The sequence below is a fragment of the Pseudomonas sp. S07E 245 genome, from assembly GCF_019599025.1.
GTDB lineage: Bacteria > Pseudomonadota > Gammaproteobacteria > Pseudomonadales > Pseudomonadaceae > Aquipseudomonas > Aquipseudomonas shirazensis.
In genome coordinates this window covers 1,833,911-1,850,890 of sequence record NZ_CP080625.1, presented here as the reverse complement: position 1 = coordinate 1,850,890, position 16,980 = coordinate 1,833,911, and the positions used below count along the sequence as shown (strand labels likewise).

The 16,980-nt window shown below is 62.6% G+C and carries 17 protein-coding genes and 2 riboswitches; of the genes, 4 read left to right on the top strand and 13 right to left on the bottom strand.

The window, feature by feature from the left end; translation table 11 throughout:
* Positions 1–43: 43 nt before the first annotated feature.
* Complete coding sequence (locus K3F44_RS08270) at positions 44–1,639, bottom strand: sensor domain-containing diguanylate cyclase (protein ID WP_181089250.1); 1,596 nt, start codon at positions 1,637–1,639, stop codon at positions 44–46.
* A gap of 77 nt (positions 1,640–1,716) precedes the next feature.
* The gene (locus K3F44_RS08265) at positions 1,717–2,184 is read right to left on the bottom strand and encodes a hypothetical protein (protein WP_101323038.1); all 468 of its coding nucleotides are present in this window, start codon (positions 2,182–2,184) and stop codon (positions 1,717–1,719) included.
* Between the two features lie 297 nt (positions 2,185–2,481).
* On the opposite strand from K3F44_RS08265, the gene K3F44_RS08260 reads away from it, so the two are divergent.
* Positions 2,482–2,979, top strand: a complete 498-nt coding sequence (locus K3F44_RS08260) for a GNAT family N-acetyltransferase (RefSeq protein WP_150572442.1) — start codon at positions 2,482–2,484, stop codon at positions 2,977–2,979.
* Between the two features lie 139 nt (positions 2,980–3,118).
* Here K3F44_RS08260 and K3F44_RS08255 read toward each other — a convergent pair whose 3' ends face one another.
* The 7 genes from K3F44_RS08255 to K3F44_RS08225 form a co-directional block, all read right to left on the bottom strand.
* Complete coding sequence (locus K3F44_RS08255; RefSeq protein WP_259407044.1) at positions 3,119–4,465, bottom strand: OprD family porin; 1,347 nt, start codon at positions 4,463–4,465, stop codon at positions 3,119–3,121.
* A complete protein-coding gene (locus tag K3F44_RS08250) occupies positions 4,462–4,902 on the bottom strand; it encodes a pseudoazurin (protein ID WP_188036124.1) in 441 nt (146 codons plus the stop codon). The genes K3F44_RS08255 and K3F44_RS08250 overlap by 4 nt, the downstream gene beginning before the upstream one ends.
* Positions 4,903–4,919: 17 nt before the next feature.
* Positions 4,920–5,708, bottom strand: coding sequence for an ABC transporter ATP-binding protein (locus tag K3F44_RS08245; protein WP_220633757.1), 789 nt, complete (start codon positions 5,706–5,708; stop codon positions 4,920–4,922).
* Positions 5,705–6,721, bottom strand: a complete 1,017-nt coding sequence (locus tag K3F44_RS08240; protein ID WP_220633756.1) for an iron ABC transporter permease — start codon at positions 6,719–6,721, stop codon at positions 5,705–5,707. Before K3F44_RS08240 ends, K3F44_RS08245 begins: the two co-directional genes overlap by 4 nt.
* Entirely contained in the window at positions 6,718–7,731 is a 1,014-nt protein-coding gene (locus tag K3F44_RS08235; RefSeq protein WP_220633755.1) for an ABC transporter substrate-binding protein, read from the bottom strand. The genes K3F44_RS08240 and K3F44_RS08235 overlap by 4 nt, the downstream gene beginning before the upstream one ends.
* Before the next feature lie 126 nt (positions 7,732–7,857).
* A riboswitch (cobalamin riboswitch) is annotated at positions 7,858–8,060 on the bottom strand.
* A gap of 28 nt (positions 8,061–8,088) precedes the next feature.
* Complete coding sequence (locus K3F44_RS08230) at positions 8,089–9,255, bottom strand: DUF1624 domain-containing protein (protein WP_220633754.1); 1,167 nt, start codon at positions 9,253–9,255, stop codon at positions 8,089–8,091.
* 140 nt (positions 9,256–9,395) lie between these two features.
* Positions 9,396–11,519: a TonB-dependent siderophore receptor gene (locus K3F44_RS08225; protein ID WP_220633753.1), complete on the bottom strand. Its 2,124-nt coding sequence runs from the start codon at positions 11,517–11,519 to the stop codon at positions 9,396–9,398.
* A gap of 111 nt (positions 11,520–11,630) precedes the next feature.
* A riboswitch (cobalamin riboswitch) is annotated at positions 11,631–11,835 on the bottom strand.
* Positions 11,836–11,998: 163 nt separating this feature from the next.
* Between K3F44_RS08225 and K3F44_RS08220 the strand changes: the two genes are divergently transcribed.
* Complete coding sequence (locus K3F44_RS08220; RefSeq protein WP_101319980.1) at positions 11,999–12,745, top strand: outer membrane beta-barrel protein; 747 nt, start codon at positions 11,999–12,001, stop codon at positions 12,743–12,745.
* A 57-nt stretch (positions 12,746–12,802) separates the two neighbouring features.
* Here K3F44_RS08220 and K3F44_RS08215 read toward each other — a convergent pair whose 3' ends face one another.
* The 3 genes from K3F44_RS08215 to lpxO form a co-directional block, all read right to left on the bottom strand.
* Complete coding sequence (locus K3F44_RS08215; RefSeq protein ID WP_220633752.1) at positions 12,803–13,372, bottom strand: GNAT family N-acetyltransferase; 570 nt, start codon at positions 13,370–13,372, stop codon at positions 12,803–12,805.
* A gap of 77 nt (positions 13,373–13,449) precedes the next feature.
* Positions 13,450–13,794, bottom strand: coding sequence for a carboxymuconolactone decarboxylase family protein (locus K3F44_RS08210; RefSeq protein ID WP_181089237.1), 345 nt, complete (start codon positions 13,792–13,794; stop codon positions 13,450–13,452).
* 155 nt (positions 13,795–13,949) lie between these two features.
* Complete coding sequence (gene lpxO / locus K3F44_RS08205; protein WP_220633751.1) at positions 13,950–14,849, bottom strand: lipid A hydroxylase LpxO; 900 nt, start codon at positions 14,847–14,849, stop codon at positions 13,950–13,952.
* Positions 14,850–15,065: 216 nt separating this feature from the next.
* Here lpxO and thpR point away from each other — a divergent pair, with 216 nt between their 5' ends.
* Positions 15,066–15,611, top strand: a complete 546-nt coding sequence (gene thpR / locus K3F44_RS08200; RefSeq protein ID WP_220633750.1) for an RNA 2',3'-cyclic phosphodiesterase — start codon at positions 15,066–15,068, stop codon at positions 15,609–15,611.
* Between the two features lie 62 nt (positions 15,612–15,673).
* Here thpR and K3F44_RS08195 read toward each other — a convergent pair whose 3' ends face one another.
* On the bottom strand, positions 15,674–16,273 hold the full coding sequence (locus tag K3F44_RS08195) for an NAD(P)H-dependent oxidoreductase (protein ID WP_220633749.1): 600 nt from the start codon (positions 16,271–16,273) through the stop codon (positions 15,674–15,676).
* Positions 16,274–16,363: 90 nt separating this feature from the next.
* Between K3F44_RS08195 and K3F44_RS08190 the strand changes: the two genes are divergently transcribed.
* Positions 16,364–16,960: a TetR/AcrR family transcriptional regulator gene (locus K3F44_RS08190; protein WP_220633748.1), complete on the top strand. Its 597-nt coding sequence runs from the start codon at positions 16,364–16,366 to the stop codon at positions 16,958–16,960.
* The last annotated feature ends 20 nt before the right edge of the window (positions 16,961–16,980 follow it).

The following is a 16,980-nucleotide window of genomic DNA, read 5'->3' as shown; positions in this document are numbered from 1 at the left end:
TGGGGCTGCAGCTTGGACATCAGCGCCGCGGCAAACGCTCAGTTCAGCTGTGCGCCGCCTCGCCACTGCGCGCGACCTGGACCTGATTGCGCCCGTTCTGCTTGGCCACATACAACGCAGCGTCGGCCTCGCTGAGCACCTCGGCCGGCAGGCTGCCAGAGTTGGCCTGCCAATGGGCTACGCCCAGCGACACGGTGATCGCACCGACCGCAGCGAGCGGTGTGTCCTGCACGCAAATGCGCAACCGCTGGGCAACCACGGTGGCGATCTCCAGGCTGGCGCCAGGCAGGATCATGATGAACTCCTCGCCACCGGTGCGGCAGAGCACGTCGACTTCACGGCAACAGCTGCGCATCAGCTCGGCCAACTGGCGCAGGGCCTGATCACCCACTGCATGGCCGTAAGTGTCGTTGATCCGTTTGAAGTGATCGATGTCGAGCACGACAGCGGCGAAGTTACGCTCCTCGGCCTTGAGCAGCGACAGGTTGTATTCAAGGCTGCGGCGGTTACCGAGCCCGGTCAAGGGGTCGGTTTGCGCGTCCCGGTTGAGCCGGCCGATGCGCTCCTGCAGCAGATTGAGGCCAAACAGCAAAGCGCGCTTCAACTCGGCCGCTTCGAAGTACCAAGCACGCACCTTGTGCAGATGTTCGGCCGTGCCAGGGCGGTCCAGCGCCAGCGCGCCCGCCGCCAGTTGCCACAGCGGCCGGGTGATGGCCAGGGCAAACCACCACAGGGCGAGAAAACCAAGCAATGCCAACGGCGCCGACAGTAGCACCACATTCAGAATCAGCTGACGCATTGGCGCTACTGTCTGGCTCAGCGGCTGCTGCGCGATAACGCCCCAGCCCGTGCTTGGCACTGTGGCAAAACCGGCGAGCATCTCCACGCCGGCACTGTTGTGGATCTGCCGGGTGCCCTCAGACAGGGCGGGGAGCTGATCGATCAGGGAATTACCCTCGACCACTGTACCGACCCGCTCCGGATCCGGGTGATAGAGCAGGCGCCGGTTGCGGTCGACCACGTACAGGTACGAGCCATCCTTGTAGTAGTGCTCGCCGAGCATGCTGTTGAGAAAGTTGCGTTCACGCAGGTACACGCTGCCGCCGACATAGCCCAGGTATTTGCCTTGCCCATCGAAGATCGGCTGTGACAGCACCACCACTAGGTTATTGGCTGCCGACAGAAAGGGTGTTGATACCAGCGGGCGGCGTTCGCGCAGGGCCTCTTGCGAGCCTGGCGTCTGCACATGGGTGCCGATCAGGTGGCGCAGTGGCGCGGGCGAAACGGCGCGCAGAAACCCCTGGGCGTCGACCAGAAAGGTCGAGTTGAAGGCGATGCTCTGCTGCAGCACCCGCTCGGTCTCGGCCAGCAGCGAGGGCGCATCGTTCAGGTTGTGCGCCTGCACCCCGGCACTGAAGCCCAGTTGCTGCAGCGCGTTGCCCAGAAACGTATCGGTGATTGCTGCAAGTTTTGCCGCGTAGACCCGGTTTGCTTCCAGTGAATGGTCGATCAGCAGTTGGCGTTGTACCCGGTAACTGGCGAAATAGCTGGTCAGCAGCATGGTCACTGCAGTCAGCGCCGAGAGTACGAGGATGAGTGTGCGCAGATCCAGGCGCAGTCCTTTCTTGGCGTGTGGCAATCCTGACCTCACTGACGGGTTACTGCGAAATACCTTATGCGTTTCGCGTGATTACAGCTACAGCTAAACCGGGCTGTTCAAGGCAGCGCTTGCAGATCGTCCTCGACCTGCTGCATACGTTGCGCGGCGAGGGCCTGTACCGCTTTGTCCTGGGCGCTGGCGCGCATCAGACCGGTGAGCTTCTCGCTGAGGCGTTTGCCCTGCTCGGTGTCGCCGAGTGCCTTGGCTTTCTCGGGGTTTTGCGTTGCCTCGACGATGGTCTCGAATTCGGCATCGCTGAAGTTGGCTGTGCTGTACAGCTTGAACAGGTCGTTGCGCTGGTCCTCGACGGTGAGGTGCTTGCGCAGTACCTGCTTGATCTGCTCTTCGGGGACCTGCGGGTGGGTCATGGCCAGCAGTGAGGCCATCCTGCCGATGTTGTGCTCGTAGGCGGCTTGCAAGGGCAGCTTGGCGAGGATCTGTTGTTCGCGGCTGGGCTGCTGGTCGCAGGCAGCGAGGGCACCGAGCAAGAGCACGGGCAGCAGCAGGTTGAGCAAGCGATTCATCGAGCAGCCCTTGGGCACAGTGGGGTGGCAAGTTTACCGTTTTTCCAGGGCCTGCGTGGCAGTTGCGCTGCGTGGGAAACGGCCTGCACAGATGTCCGGAAGGTAAACACATCGTTTTTGACAGCGGCTGCCCAGCTGCAGCTGAATACCCCCTCAAGAACAGTTTTGCCGCGACGTTGCGGACTGATCCGCAGCGCCTGCCGTTTCGCCAGTCAGCTTGAGCGCGCCCGTGCAATTGCGCACGGGCTGGCGATCGGGTAGAAGTTGGCTTTCACCTCGCTTCAAGGCCTGAGCGCAATGACAGACTGGATCATCACTTCGGTAGCCGCCGATGCCATCGACGAGGTGGTCGCGTTCGTCAACGACTCGCGGCGGGAGCTGTTTCCGCTGCTGGCTGACGCACCGCTGCCGGCTGACCTTGCCCGGTTCAGCGATACCTACCTGCAAGGTGGCGGCTGTTTCTTGACCGCGCGCGACAACGGCCTGCTGGTCGCAGCCATCGGCTACCTGCCTTACGACCACCGCTTCAGCCAGCTGAATTATCACGACTTCACTGTGGTGGAAGTGGTGCGGCTGTTCGTTTTGCCCGAGTACCGCCGCTGTGGTCTGGCCGCAGCGCTGTTTGCAGAGCTGCGATTGCGGGCCAAGGCTGCTGGAATCGACTGTTTGTATCTGCATACGCATCCGTTTCTGCCAGGAGCGATTCGCTTCTGGGAGCGGCAAGGGTTTGTCGTCACCGATATTGAACAGGACCCTGTATGGCAAACGACGCATATGCAGTTGCTGCTGGTGTAGTGGGTGAGAAGGCACTCTGGGGGTTGAGCTAAGGCGTCGCCGTCGGCAGGTTGCCGGGACCGTTTGGCGAACCGACTGAGGTAGATAAGCGAAGACGCAGTCAGAGTTTCTCGTTCTGGTCAGCTATGCTCTGCCTGCCTCAAAACCCACCCGTAAGCGGATACTCCACCGCTACCCGAATCTGATCCGCATCCAGCTCAGCTTGCGCCGTGTTCCCACGATGCACGTCATGCCGCAGAGAGAACACCGTGCCTTTGGCCTTGCCGCTTTGTACTACATAGCGCGCTTCAAAGTCGCGTTCCCAATGTTTGCCGCTGCGGCCATAACCGAGATAGGCATAACCGCCGCGTGGATCGACACGACTGCCGTCGATGTCGAAACCGCGTACATACAGCGCCGTCAGGTTCAACCCAGGCACGCCGTAGGCGCCCATGTTCAGGTCGTAGCGCGCCTGCCAGGACTTCTCGTTGGGGGCGTTGAAGTCGGACAGCTGCACCGCGTTGCTGATGAAAATGGCGCCGCGGCTGACGTAGTCGAACGGGGTGTCGCCGTGCACTTGCTGCCAGCCGAGACTGAAACCGTGTGGCCCGTGGTTGTAGCGCGAGACCAGGCTCCAGGTGGTGTTGTCGATCTGCCCGGACAAGGCCTTGCCGGTGTCGCGGGTGCGGTACAGGTTGAGGTCGAGGCTGACGCTGCGTTGGTCGCTCAGCGCGTGGCTGAGGGTGCTGCCCAAGTAGTGCTGGTTCCAGGTGTCTTCATAGCGCGAGGTGTACAGGCTGGCGCTGACGGAGTCGCTCGGGTTCCAGACCATGCCGGCGAGGTCGAAGCTGTCGCCCTTGAGGGCATTCGAGTAGTTCACCACCAGGCCTAGGTTGTGGCTGCTGGCGTTACGGTCGGCGCTCTCGGTGAAGTGCCCGGCAACCAGTTTCAAGATGTCAACTTCGTTGCTGGTCAGCAACCAGCCGGTTGCAGTCTCTGGCAGCAGGCGGCTATCGGAGGCGTTGAATACCGGCGTTTTTACCCGTTGTTCACCGTAGCTCAGCACCGTGTCGGCCATTCGCAGTTTAAGTGCGGCGCCAGCGCGGCTGTACTCGGTTTTCGGGTGGCCTTGATTGTCCACGCTGAGCAAGCGCGCCTTGCCTGCGCGGCCGCCGCCGCTGTCGAGTTGCACGCCGAGGTAAGCATGGGCATCGACGCCAACCCCGATCAGGCCCTGGGTGAACCCTGACTGCAACGTACCCATCAGGCCATAGCCCCACTCTTCGGCTTTGCCGCTACGCTCGCTACGCGGTTTGTAGGCGTTGCGCGCGCCGCTGTTGCTGGCGCCGTGACGATAATCGCGCTGGTCGAATACGCTGCGGTTGAGCAGGCTCCAGCTGCTGTCTTCAATCAGCCCATTGGCCTTTGCCTGGGCAGACTCGGCGGCTGCCAGAGGGGCGACAGTGATCAGCGGGAGCAGAGCAGCAGCGCGCTTGAAATGGCTCACTGACCTGTTCCCAGTTTCTCCAGCTGTACTTGCAGACGGGCCTTGGCCCGGGCTGGCAAGGTCGCCGGCAGGGCCGGCATATCGACCGCCGGTTCGCCAACCTGGATCAACATGACCATGCCCATCGCCAAGTGCGGAATGCACTGAATTGCATACAACCCCGGTACGCTGAACTGCTGCTCGTGGGGCTGATTGAGCTTGCTCTTGAAGGCTTCGGCGCCGGCTGGCAGCAGCTCGGCCAGGGTCGCGGCATTGTGCCCGCTCATGCTCGGCACAAAGCGCACGCTGTCGCCGGGAGCGATGTGCAGGTGGTCCGGTTCATAGACCATGGCGCCGTCGCTGCCGCGGTTGAGCATCTTTACTTCATGGATTTCGGCGTGAGCCGGCGGGGCGAGTAGGGCGCTGCACAGCAGCAAGGCGAGAGGGCGCGAAAACATAGTGGGAACATCCGTGTTCAAGGGGCGCGAAAACGCAGTATGCGGGCGCCGTCATAAGGATCGGTCAGGTAGTGAGCGTGCACGCCGAAGGTCAGCAGCAGGCGCTCTGGGGTCAGCACGTCATGCGGCTTGCCGAGTGCTACCAAGCGGCCTTGGTCGAGCACCGCGAGGCGGTCGCAGGTCAACGCCTGGTTCAAATCATGTAAAGCCACCAAGGTCGTCACCGGCAGTGCCTGGACCTGTTGCAGCAGGCTCAGTTGGTGCTGGATATCGAGGTGGTTGGTTGGCTCATCGAGCAGCAATACGCCTGGCCGCTGGGCCAGCGCTCGGGCGATGTGCACGCGCTGCCGCTCGCCGCCGGACAGGCTGTGCCAGAGACGCTGGCGCAAGTGCAGGGCGTCAAGATCGGTAAGGGCCTGCTCGACGATGCGCCGATCCTCGGGGGAGTACGGCGCCAGCGCCGATAGCCATGGTGTGCGGCCCAGGGCCACGGCGTCATACACGCTGATGGCATCGCTGGTGTCGGCTTGCTGCTCGACCAGAGCCAAAGCCTGGGCGATCTGCCGCCGGGGCATGCGCGCCAGTGGCTGGCCGAGCAGTTGCACTTCGCCGCTACTCGGTTTGAGCAGGCCGGCAAGCAGTTTGAGCAGGGTCGATTTGCCGGAGCCATTTGGGCCAACCACGCCGAGGGTTTCCCCGGCGATCACCTCAAGCTCGACCGCTTCGAGCACATCGTTGCCACCCAGACGCAGGCCAAGGCCTCGGCAACTGAGCGGCGCGAGACTCACGCTGTTGAGGTTGGTCATGCGCGCCCCCGGCGGCTTACCAGAATCAAGGCGAACAGCGGCGCGCCAATCAGCGCAGTGACCACGCCGACCGGAATCACCTGCCCAGGAATCAAGGTCCGCGAGAGGATATCGGCGCTGATCAGGAACAGCGCACCTCCCAGGGCACTGGCCGGCAGCAGGCGGCTGTGCCCGGTGCCGAGCAGCAGGCGCAGTGCGTGTGGAATGACCAGGCCGACAAAACCGATGGCGCCGACAATCGATACCATCACTGCCGTAACCAGCGCCGCGCAGCTGATCAGCAGCAGTTGGCTGCGGCGCACCGGAATACCCAGCGAGGCCGCCGAGTCGGCGCCGAAGGTAAAGGCGTCGAGGGTGCGCCGATGCCACAGGCATACCGCCAAACCCAGCAGCGCCACCGGCACCGCCAGCCACACCGACGGCCAACGCACGCCGCTGAGGTTACCCAGCAGCCAGAACAGAATGCCGCGCGCCTGTTCGGCAGTCGCCGACTTGGTGATCAAGAATGCCGTAAGCGCGCTGAACAACTGCGAGCCAGCGATCCCGGCCAGAATCACCTGGGCATTGCCGCCGCCAGCACCGCTGGCCCGCGACAGCAACAGGACCAGGCCGAACGCTGCCAGTGCACCAATGAACGCGCCGCCCGACATCGACAGCGCAGCGCCACCAAGCCCGAGCAGGGCTACCGCGACCGCACCCGTCGAGGCGCCCGCCGACAACCCAAGCAGATACGGCTCGGCCAGCGGATTGCGCAGCAGCGCCTGCAGGATCACCCCGCAGGTCGCCAGCCCGGCGCCGCATGCGGCAGCCACCAGGGTGCGGGTCAGGCGATAGTTCCAGACGATGCCCGCGTCGATCGGGTCGACTGGGTAACCGGCGTCCCACAGGTGGTTGGCCAGGACCTGCACGACCACGCTGGGCGCGACTGGCGTTTCACCAATGGCGATACCGGCAAGCATCGCCCCCAGCAAGGCGAGCAGGGCAGCGGCGCAGTAGGGCAGCAGACGCATCATGGTTGCTCGGCTTTCCCCGAAGCAAACGCGTTGGACAGCGTCTCCAGGCCACGGAACAGGCGAATACCGGCCTGCATCGCGTCGGCATCGAGGACGATGATGCGGCCCTCGCGAACGGCGTCCATGTGTTTGGTGACGGGGTCACTACGGAGGAATTCGAGCTTCTTCTGGTAGTCATCGGCAGGGAAGCGGCGGCGGTCCATGCGGGCGATGATCAGCCAGGTCGGGTTGGCCTTGGCCAGGGTTTCCCAGCCAACGGTTGGCCACTCTTCGCTGGACTCGACCACGTTGCGCACCCCCAGGGTCTGCAGCATGAAGTCGGCCACGCCCTGGCGGCCGGCGACATAGGGGTCGATGTCGAGGTCGGCACTGGAGAACCAGAACAGGGCGGAGGTCTGCGACAGGTCGTGGCCGGCCAGTTGTTTGCGGGCATTGTCCAGGCTCTGCTTGAGCTCGTTGTTGAGCGCTTCGCCACGCGCCTGCACGTCGAAGATCTCGGCCAGTTGGCTGACGCTTTTGTAGATGCTGGCGATCTGGAACGGCTGCAGCCGGGTGCCGTCGGCACCGACCAGGTTGTCCTTGCCTTCGCAATCGGACGGCAGCACATAGGTCGGCACGTTCAGCTCGTTGAACTGCTCACGGGTGCCGACCACACCCTGTGCGCCGATCATCCATTCGAACTGCGCAGCTACCAGTTGCGGGCGCTTGCCGACCACTGCTTCAAAGCTTGGGTCGTTGTCAGCGAGGCGCTCGACCTTGTCGTTCTGCGCCTTGAACTCGGGCAGCACGTTGTTGAACCACAGCGAGGTGCCCACCAGCTTGTCGCCCAGGCCCAGTGCATAGAGCATTTCGGTACCGGCCTGGCCGATGGTCACTGCGCGCTGCGGCGCCTGGGCAAAGGTCTGCACCGCGCCGCAGTTGTCGATGGTCAGCGGATAGTGGGTGGCGGCGGCCTGGGCCAAGCCAGACAGGCTCAGGCCTGCCAGCAGGGTCACGAAACGGGGCAGCATGGGTGGGCGATCTCCTATCGAACAATGCGGGGAATGAACCCACGGACAGGCATCGCCTTGCCCATTGCGCACGGCAATAGGCAGCACCCTGGGAAGGGTGGAGATGGCCAGCCCGGACACCCCGCCGGTTGGTAAATGTTTGCCGGCAGGTCTCCTGACTGGTGCGTCATGGCCTGGCTCCAGCCTTCCCGGGTCAGCAACCCAGTGGCATCAATGGAGCAGGCTCGGCACTTACAGTTGCGGGGGCAGTTCCGTTTCGCCTGCATTCAAGGGCAGGCCTGGGATTCCCTGTTAGTTCCGTGATGGAAACCGGCGGGCGGCATGGTAGACCATCACGCCGCCGGGGGAAAACGCTTTTCAGAGATACTTGAGCCAGCTGATGTCGCGGCGGCGTGCCTTGAGTTGGGCAAACTGGCGCACCGGCAGGTACAACGCCGCCGCCAGCAAGCCGGCAGTCAGCCAGATGAAGCCGATGCTGTCGAAGCCGAAATAACCACCCTGATTGAACCCGAACAGCGCGACACAGGCCAGGTACAGCAGCTTGAGCACATACAGGTGCAGCAGGTAGAAAAACATCGGCGCCGCGCCGAACACTGCCAACACACTGATCCAGCGCGCCTGGCCGGCGCGTTCGAAACCGCGCAGCAACAGCAGCCCGGCGCCCAGCGTCAGCGCCAGGAACAGCAGCGACGGTGGGTACTTGGTGATGTTGCAAAAGCTCATCACGGTCTGCATCAGGCTCGGGTAGCTGCTCCACGGCGCTTCGCCGTAGCCATTGAGCAGGCGCAGGCCGACGAAGCCGAGCAGGGCCGCTACACCCGCCAGCAGCAAGCGCCGTTGACGCACGCTGGCGACGCTGCTGCGGGCGAACCAGGGGCCGAGGGCGTAGCCAAGGGCAATCACGCCAATCCACGGCAGCACTGGGTAGGAAGTGCGCATGCGCAGGCTGTCGGACACTTCCAGCCAGCCGCGGTCATGCAGGATCGCCCACGGCACATGCATGACCGAGCCGGGCGCAAAGTGCACGCCGTCGAGCAGGTTATGCCCGGCGATGATCAGCGCACTGAGCGCGATCAGCGCCGGGCGTGGCAGCCAGACCAGCAGTGACAGCGCGATCATGCTCACGCCGATCGCCCAGATCACCTGCATGTAGATCACCGTCGGGGGCAACTGGAAGGTCCAGGCGAAGTTGACCAGGGTGAATTCCAGCACCACCAGAAACAGCCCGCGCTTGAACAGGAACGCCGAGGTGGCGCCGCGGCCTTGATACTTCTCGCCATACAGCCAGGCCGAAAGACCGGTCAGCAGGACGAACACCGGGGCGCACAGATGCGCCAGGGTGCGGCTGAAAAACAGCGAAGGTTCGGTGCTTTCGATGGTCATCGGGTCAACCACCTGATGATGCATGAAGAAGGTCTCGCGTACGTGATCGAGCAGCATGAACAGAATGACCAGCCCGCGCAGGGCATCGATGCTCTGCAGGCGTTGGCTGACGAGGGTGGGGGAGGTCAGAGCGCTTGTCATGAAATTTCGCTGGTGAAGTTTTGTGTAACGTTATCTTATAACTATTGGTTTTCCTGTTGAAAGTCTTTTGTCGGCGAGCGTAGTGCCCATGAAGGCCCTGGCTAGCCCGTTGCTGCGCGGCCAGCCAGGGTAAATCGGGTTTAGAAGCTGTAGTCCAGCGTGGCGAAATACGAGCGTGGTGCGCCCAGCAGCCACTGCTCGCCGCTGTAGGCGGCCGTCACGTAGTTGCGGTTTAACAGGTTGTTCAACTGCAGGCCCAGGCGCACATCAGGCAGCACTTGCCAGCCCAGGTTGGCATCGACCACGGTGTAGCTGGGGATGCTCTGGCTATTGCCGGTGTCGGCGTAACGTGTGTCGACATAACGCAGACCGACGCCGGCGTCGACGTTCTGGCCAAAGCCTTTGCTCAGCCACAGGTTGGCACTGCGTCGCGGCACATTGGCCGGGCGTTTGCCGCTGCGGTCGGTGGCAACGCCTGCCACGCTTTCATTGAAGTCGTCGTACTTGGCCCGTAGCAGGGCGGCGTTGGCCGACAGCTGCCACTGGTTGGCCAGGGCCAATTCGAGGGTCGCTTCCAGGCCATCGGAGGTCTGCTGGCCGGCCTGTTGCGGTTGATGGCTGACAGGGTCGTCGACCAGCAGCTTTTTCTTGACGATGTGATAAGCGGCCAAGGTCCACTCGCCACGGCCATCAAGAAAGCGCTGCTTGACGCCAAGTTCGGTCTGGCGCGCTTCGGTCAGGTCGAAGTTCATCTGTGCCGAGCTGAGGCTGACCAGGTTTTCCACACCGTCTTCACTGGTCGAGTACTGGCCGTACAGCGACAGGTCCGGCGTCAGCGCATAGACCAGCCCTGCGCGCCAGTTGCCGCCGCTGAGACTGCGGTCGGTGCGGCTGCCGTCGACCAGGTTATCGCGCTCGATGTGGTTTTGATCACGGCGAATACCGGTGACCAGCGACAGCTGCTCAGTCAACTGCGTGCGGTTTTCGGCGAACAGCGCTGCGCTGTGGGTGGTACTGAACGAGCGCGGTTGCAGCGGCGTGGCGCTGACGAACTGGCCGGGCGCGGGCTGCCACGGGTCAATGTAGTCGTTGCCGATATCGGTGTAGGGCCAGTTGTTGGTCAGGCGGAAACGGATCTTGTTGTATTCGGCGCCCACCACGGTCGTGCTGGCCAGGCCAAACAGGCTGTGCTGGAAGGTGAAGCTCTGGCGATCACCGATCTGCTCCTGGTTGTGCTTGATCTCGAGAAAGCCATTGCGCAGCAGTTGGCCGACGTCTGCGTCCCAGTTGTAGTTTTCGGCGTTGCGCCAGTGGCGACGGCTCTTGATGTAATAGAGCTGGTTGCTGGCGCTGACGTTGTCGCTGATAGCCCACTCGCTGCTCAGGCGGGTCCATTCATCGTGGTAGCGCAATTCGGCGTCACGCACGTTGTAGTTCTTGTCGCGCAGGCTGTCACGGTAGTGCCCGGCAATCAGCGGTGTGCCGAAGTAGTTCATCGGCTCGGCGTCGCCGCGTTCGTGGGCGAGGGTGAAACTCAGGTCTTCGTTGGCATCGAAGCGCAGTGCCAGGCTCAGGGCCAGGTTGCGTGAGTCGCCGCGGTCGATATGGCCATTGCCTTGCTGCTTGTTGATGGTGGCACGGTAGCTGAGGCGCTCGCTCAGGCTGCCGCCGCTGTCCAGGCCCAGTTGCTGGCGGTCCCATGAGCCGTAGCCCAGGCGCAGCTGGTTGTGGATCTCGCCTTGCACGGGCTTTTTCGGGATGACGTTGACCACCGCGCCGGTGGCGCCTTCGCCGTATAACACCGACGCCGGACCGCGCAGCACTTCGATACGTTCGACCAGCCATGGGTCGACCGGGAAAGTCTGGGTGCCGGCACCGGTGTACAGGCGCGCGCCGTCGAACAGGGTCATCACCGAACCATGGCCGTTGAAGCCGCGTGCGCTGAGGCCAGTGCCGCCATCGCCTGGGGTGCCGATGGAGGTGATACCGGGGGTGCGGGTGACCGCATCCTGCACGGTGAGGTTGCTGCGCTGCTGGATCTGTTCGACGCTAAGGCTGCTGACACTGGCTGGTGTTTCGAAGGCAGTCAGGCCGAGGCGCGAGCCGGTCTCGCTGCTGCTGGTGAGGTCGGCGCTTGCGTCGCGGCGTTCGCTGATCGCGATAGAGGGCAGGGCGACGACCTTGCTCGTCGGCTCTGCGGCCACGGCTGGCGAAGCGGCGGCAATGCAGGCCGCCAGAAGAGTAAAGGTATTGGTACGGGACATGTCGTTCCACTGGTGCAGGAAGTAAGGATCCCGGTGGAAACAACGCAAAGACAAGCGGGCACGAACGCTGGGCGCACGCGCAAACCGGCCTGCGCCCGCCCACCGCGGGTTTGCCAACTGAAAGTTGCAGGCCGGTCTCCGGGCTTGCGAGGGCTGGAAACCTTCACCTTCCCGTGCACGGGCACAGTGGTGTGTCGAAGGTTTCACTCGCTTACCGTTGCGGGGGCAGCGCCGGACTAGTCATGCAGATGACGCACCGGCTTCCCGTTTCACCCTGCGCACGGCGGCGCAGGACACCTGAAACTGGCGCGCATCTGAGCATCGAAAGTGGCCTTAGTCAAACCTTGGCGCTAAGAAAAATTTGTGACGCATTAGAGGTTTGCGAGTTTTTACTGATTCTTTTTCGAACTTTTCACATTTGGTGTGCATCGAACCGCTCGATTGTCACAGAAACACCCACGTCATGGAGACCTTTACCAATGTCCACCCGTAACCTGTTGCGTCATTCTTGCCTGCTGGCCCTGATCGCTGCCCCGCTTGCTGCCAGCGCTGCGCCAAGTACCGATCCGCTGTTCACTTTCGGCCTGCTCGGCAGCTACGACAAATTCAAGTTCGAAGGCGGTTCTGAATCGGAGACCGATCACCTCGGTCAAGGTGGCCTGTTCGCCAACTATGGCAACAAGATGACCGCCGAATCCGGTTTCATCTACCAGATTGGCGCGGACGCCAAGTATGGCAAGAAGAGCGACAACAAGCTCAAGGAGGCCAAGGTTGATCTGGACCTGGGCTGGCGTGCTGCGATGGACGCGCGCAACTTCCTCGACTTCACCGTGGGCGGTGGTTATGACTGGTCGCGCTTCGAACCGGAGCTCAACGACCTGGATACCGAGCTGACTTACAAGTCGCCGTTCGCCAAGGCTGCCGTCGGCTACAACCACCAGTTCGATGCTTCGACGCTGCGCGTGGAAGTCGGTGCCCGCCGCACCCTCGACGGCCGCGCCAAGCTCAAGGTCGACGATTTCGGCAGCGACACCGTCGATATGAAAGACCGCACCAACCCTTATGCCGAAGTCAGCCTGCTGATGAACCAGCAGGGCGGTATGCCCATTTACGGCAGCGTCTACTACACCCGCACCGAGTACAAACTCGATGAAGAGTCGGATGCAGCCGACAATACCAAGCTCAAGCGTGATGAGTTCGGCGTGAAGGTAGGTCTGGCGTTCTGATTCAGCGCGTTAGCAGGGGGCCGCATAGCGGTCCCCGTTTACTACGCAGATCCGCGGCTACTTGCCACGCCGCCGCGACACCCGCGCTTCAATGTTCTTGCGCCCGATCAGCAGCGCAGGTTTCTCCACCACCGGCTCATCCGCCAGCCATTTGTACATCACCAGGCAATCCACCAGCCCCAGCCGGGCATGCCGGTAGGCCTTGGGCAGGCGGCCGACCTCATCGAAGCCAAGCTTGCGCCACAGCGCCACGGCCACCTCGTTACTAGCCACCACCGAATTGAACTGCAACGCCAGAAACCCTTCCTGACGGGCAAGCTTCTGTGAGTGCTCGCACATCAACCTGGCCACGCCACGCCCGCGTGCAACCGGGCAGACCATGTAGCCACAATTGCCCACATGGGCGCCGGGTCCGGCGGCATTGGCTTTGAGGTAATACGAGCCAAGCAGCTCGCCGTCCTGCTCCGCCACCAGCGTATGCAGCGGTGCCTCCAGCCACAGCTGGCGCGCCTGCTCGAAGCTGATCTGCGGGTCGAAGGCGTAGGTTTCGCGGGCCTGGACGATGCTTTGCAAGGTGGGCCAGAAGGCCTCGAAGTCGGCGGCGGTCATGGGGCGAATGTGGATCATGGCGGTACCTGCACGGGCTGAGCCGGCAAGTCTGGTGGTGCAGGCGCCGCCGCGCAAGTGCGGCGACGCCGACAGGCTTACTCGTCGGCTTTGCCCAGTGCATCCAGAGCTCGGGTCGAATAGACCAGCGCAGCTCCAGCGTTCATCGCCACGGCGACACCGAGCGCCTCGGCGATCTGCTCGCGGGTCGCGCCCTGCTTGAGGGCTTCCTTGGAGTGCACGGCAATGCAGCCGTCGCAGCGGGTGGTGACGGCAACCGCCAGCGAGATCAACTCGCGGGTCTTGGCATCCAAGTGGTTGGTCTTGGCCCCGGCGCCGCTGGCGGTCATGTAGCCCGCGACGGTGTCCGGTGAGAGTTGCTTGAGGTCGCCGATGCCAGCCATCAGCTGCTTACGGTAGGCGTCCCAGTCCATCATGCTCATTGTCTTCACCTTGTAGGGTTGCGGCAGGAGCTTTCAGGCTAGTCGAGCGGGGCGCGTTGGCGAGCGGGAAAATAGTCGAAAGGCTGTTGCACTTAGGTAGCAGTCGCCTCGCAAAAATCAGCGCCGCCAGTATGACGGCGCCTTGCCAGGCTGCCTCAGATGTAGATGAACACCAGCACCAGCGCCGCTACCACCAGCCACTTTTCCAGGTAATAGCGCATGCGGTTGCGTTTTTTCAACGCCTTGCCACGCTCGCGGATTTTGTAGATGCGGGTGAACAGGCGGTTGATTGCGCCAGTCTTGTCATTGGCGTTGTTGGGCGCTGCAGCCGCGGCCATCACCTTGCGGCTGAACCAGCGGTTGAAGCCGCTAGCCCAGCGGTACTTGAGCGGCCTCTCGACATCGCAAAAGAGGATGATGCGGTTGTGCTCGGTGGTGTTGGCGGCGTAGTGGATGTAGGTTTCGTCGAAAATCACCGCCTCGCCGTCGCGCCACGAGTATTTTTCGCCGTCGACATCGATATAGCAGCCATCGTCGTTCGGCGTGTCCAGGCCCAGGTGATAACGATAGGAGCCGGCATACGGGTCACGGTGGCGAACCAGCCTGGCGCCTGGGGGCAGGGTGGCGAACATGGCCGCCTTGACCGTACCGATCCCTTGCAGCAGCTCGGTGGTGCGCGGGCACAGGGTCATCGCCGACGGGTGGGTCTCGCCATACCACTTCAGGTAGAAGCGCTTCCAGCCGGTCTTGAAGAACGAATTGAAGCCGACGTCGTCATGGTTGTCGGACTTTTTGATTTCGCCAACGTGCAACAGTTGCTGGGCTTCAGCGCGGATTTCCTGCCAGTTGTCCTTGAGTGGTTGCAGCTCAGGGAAGGCATCGACCGGCAGGTAGGGTTTGGCCGGCAGCCTGGAAAACAGGTAGAGGAAGCTGTTGATCGGCGCGAGGAAACTCGAATGATCGCCCAGCTGGCGCGTCAGTTTGTGGCGCACACGACCACGCAGATGCACATAGGCAATCGAGAGGACGAAGATTAGTACGAAAGCAATTTTCATCGACAAACACTTGTAGAGAATGGCCATGAGCCATGGCTAGAGCGCGCCAGCATAAACAAACCGCGTACGACTTTGTACTTATTGTTACATTTGATCGACGGTACTTTGGTGGCATTGCCTAGGTGTCGCGCAAACGTTTCCGCTAGGATTTTCGGCTCATCTCCGATCCGCGAGGCCGGTACACTCGACTAATCCGTTCATTAATCCGGAGCGAACATGGCCAAGGAAACGCGCCCCAGCGGCAGCCCGTTCAAGCGACTGTTTTTTGCCCTGCCAGTCAGTGATGACCAGCGCCGCAGCGTCGCTCAGTGGCGCCGTGAACTTGAGTTGCGCAGCGGCAAGCCAGTGCCCGCCGACAACTTCCATCTGACCTTGCTGTTTCTCGGGGATGTCGACAGTGCGCAGTTACCCGCTCTGTGCGCTGCGGTCGACCAGATCAAACGGCCGGTCGCGCCGTTACGCGTGCTGCTCGATCAATTGCAGGTGTGGCCACGGGCGCAAGCGCTGGTGTTGCAGGCAAGTGATGCGCCGCCCGCCCTGCGCCAGTTGGTGTACGCCCTGGAACAGGCCGCGCTGGGCCTGGGCATCGCCCGCAGCAGCCGTGAGTACCGTGCGCACCTGACCCTGGCGCGGGACTTTCAGGGGCAGGTGCCGGAGGCCAGCGTGCCGGCGGATTTTTACCTCAGTGCGCGGCACTTCACCTTGTACGAGTCACGCAAGGGCCGCTATTGGCCGTTGGCGCAGTGGCCGCTGGAGGCTTGAGCGACGACTCAGAACCGCAGACAGAGTGCTGGCGTCTCACTGCCATTTCGGGATTAGGGAAGTCAGGCGCTTACCGCAACCTTGTCGAACAGCTTGTTCCCGATCGAGCGCGCGCTCGCCAGATGGGCAAGGCTCTGGCCGCTCTCGCTGTCATCCAGAAGCGCCGAGCCAAGCACCCGAGCACCGCAGTAATCAAAGATTCCATGCTCGATCTGAGTCGCCATGGCATGGCCGTAACCATGCCGAACGAACGTTCCCGCGTCGGCGCCAGCCAGGCCAACCAGCTGTACCGGCAGGCCGTTGAGCTTTTTGATCAAACGCCCGTCTGGCAAATAGTCGAAGGCCCAGCCGTTGCTGAATACCCGCTCGACCCAGCCCTTGAGCAAAGCTGGCATCGACCACCAATAAACGGGGTAGACCAGCACCAGAGCATCGGCGCGTTCGATCCGCGCCTGTTCGCGCAGGACATCAGCCGGGGCTGTCGCCAGGCGCCGATGTACGGCGTGGTCAGCAAGGCCAAAGCGCGGGTCGAATCTCTCAGTGGCCAGGTCAGCAAGGCTGCTGCTGTGGCCTGCGTCGGCAAGGCCCTCCGCGATCTGGGCGGCAAGCGCATGGGTAAGGGACTCAGGATCATGGTGGCCGATGACGATCAGTGCGTGCATGAAGTTTCTCCACAAAGGGCTGCGAGACGCCAGGTGTCGCTATATACTTTCGGTAAGTTACCGCAGGTAAGTTACTTTTGGTAGGTTGTGATGTCAAGTGAGCAAAATCCGCAGTCGCGCAAGCGCCTGTCGCGGGAGCAGCGCCGGAGCCAATTGCTGGAAGTGGCTCGGGAAATAGTCAGGCTGGAGGGCACCGATGCGCTCAGCCTCGGCCGGCTGGCACAGCAGTCCGGTGTGACCAAGCCAGTGGTCTACGACCATTTCGTATCGCGAAACGGCTTATTGGTTGCGCTCTATCAGGAATACGACGCGCGTCAGTCGACGATGCTGGATGCATTGCTGGCGAGCTGTGAACCGACGCTGGCGGATCGCGCACGGGTGATTGCCGCGGCGTATATCGATTGCGTGATCAGCCAGGGGCGGGAGATTCCCGGCGTCAGTGCAGCCTTGACCGGTTCGCCCGAGATGGAAGCGCTGAAAAACCAGTGCGAAGCGCCGTTTCTGGACAAATGCAGGCTCGCGCTGGCGCCGTTCGCGCCGAGTGGCGATATTGCTGCGGCAGGGTTGCGCGTGCTGGTGGGAGCGGCGGATGCCTTGTCGCAGGCCGCAGCAACCGGCGCGCTTGAACCAGAGGAGGCCAGGCAGGAGTTGCAGGCGACGATTGTCGACATGGTCCTGCGTCAGTAACGCTTTGCAGCGCGCTGCCT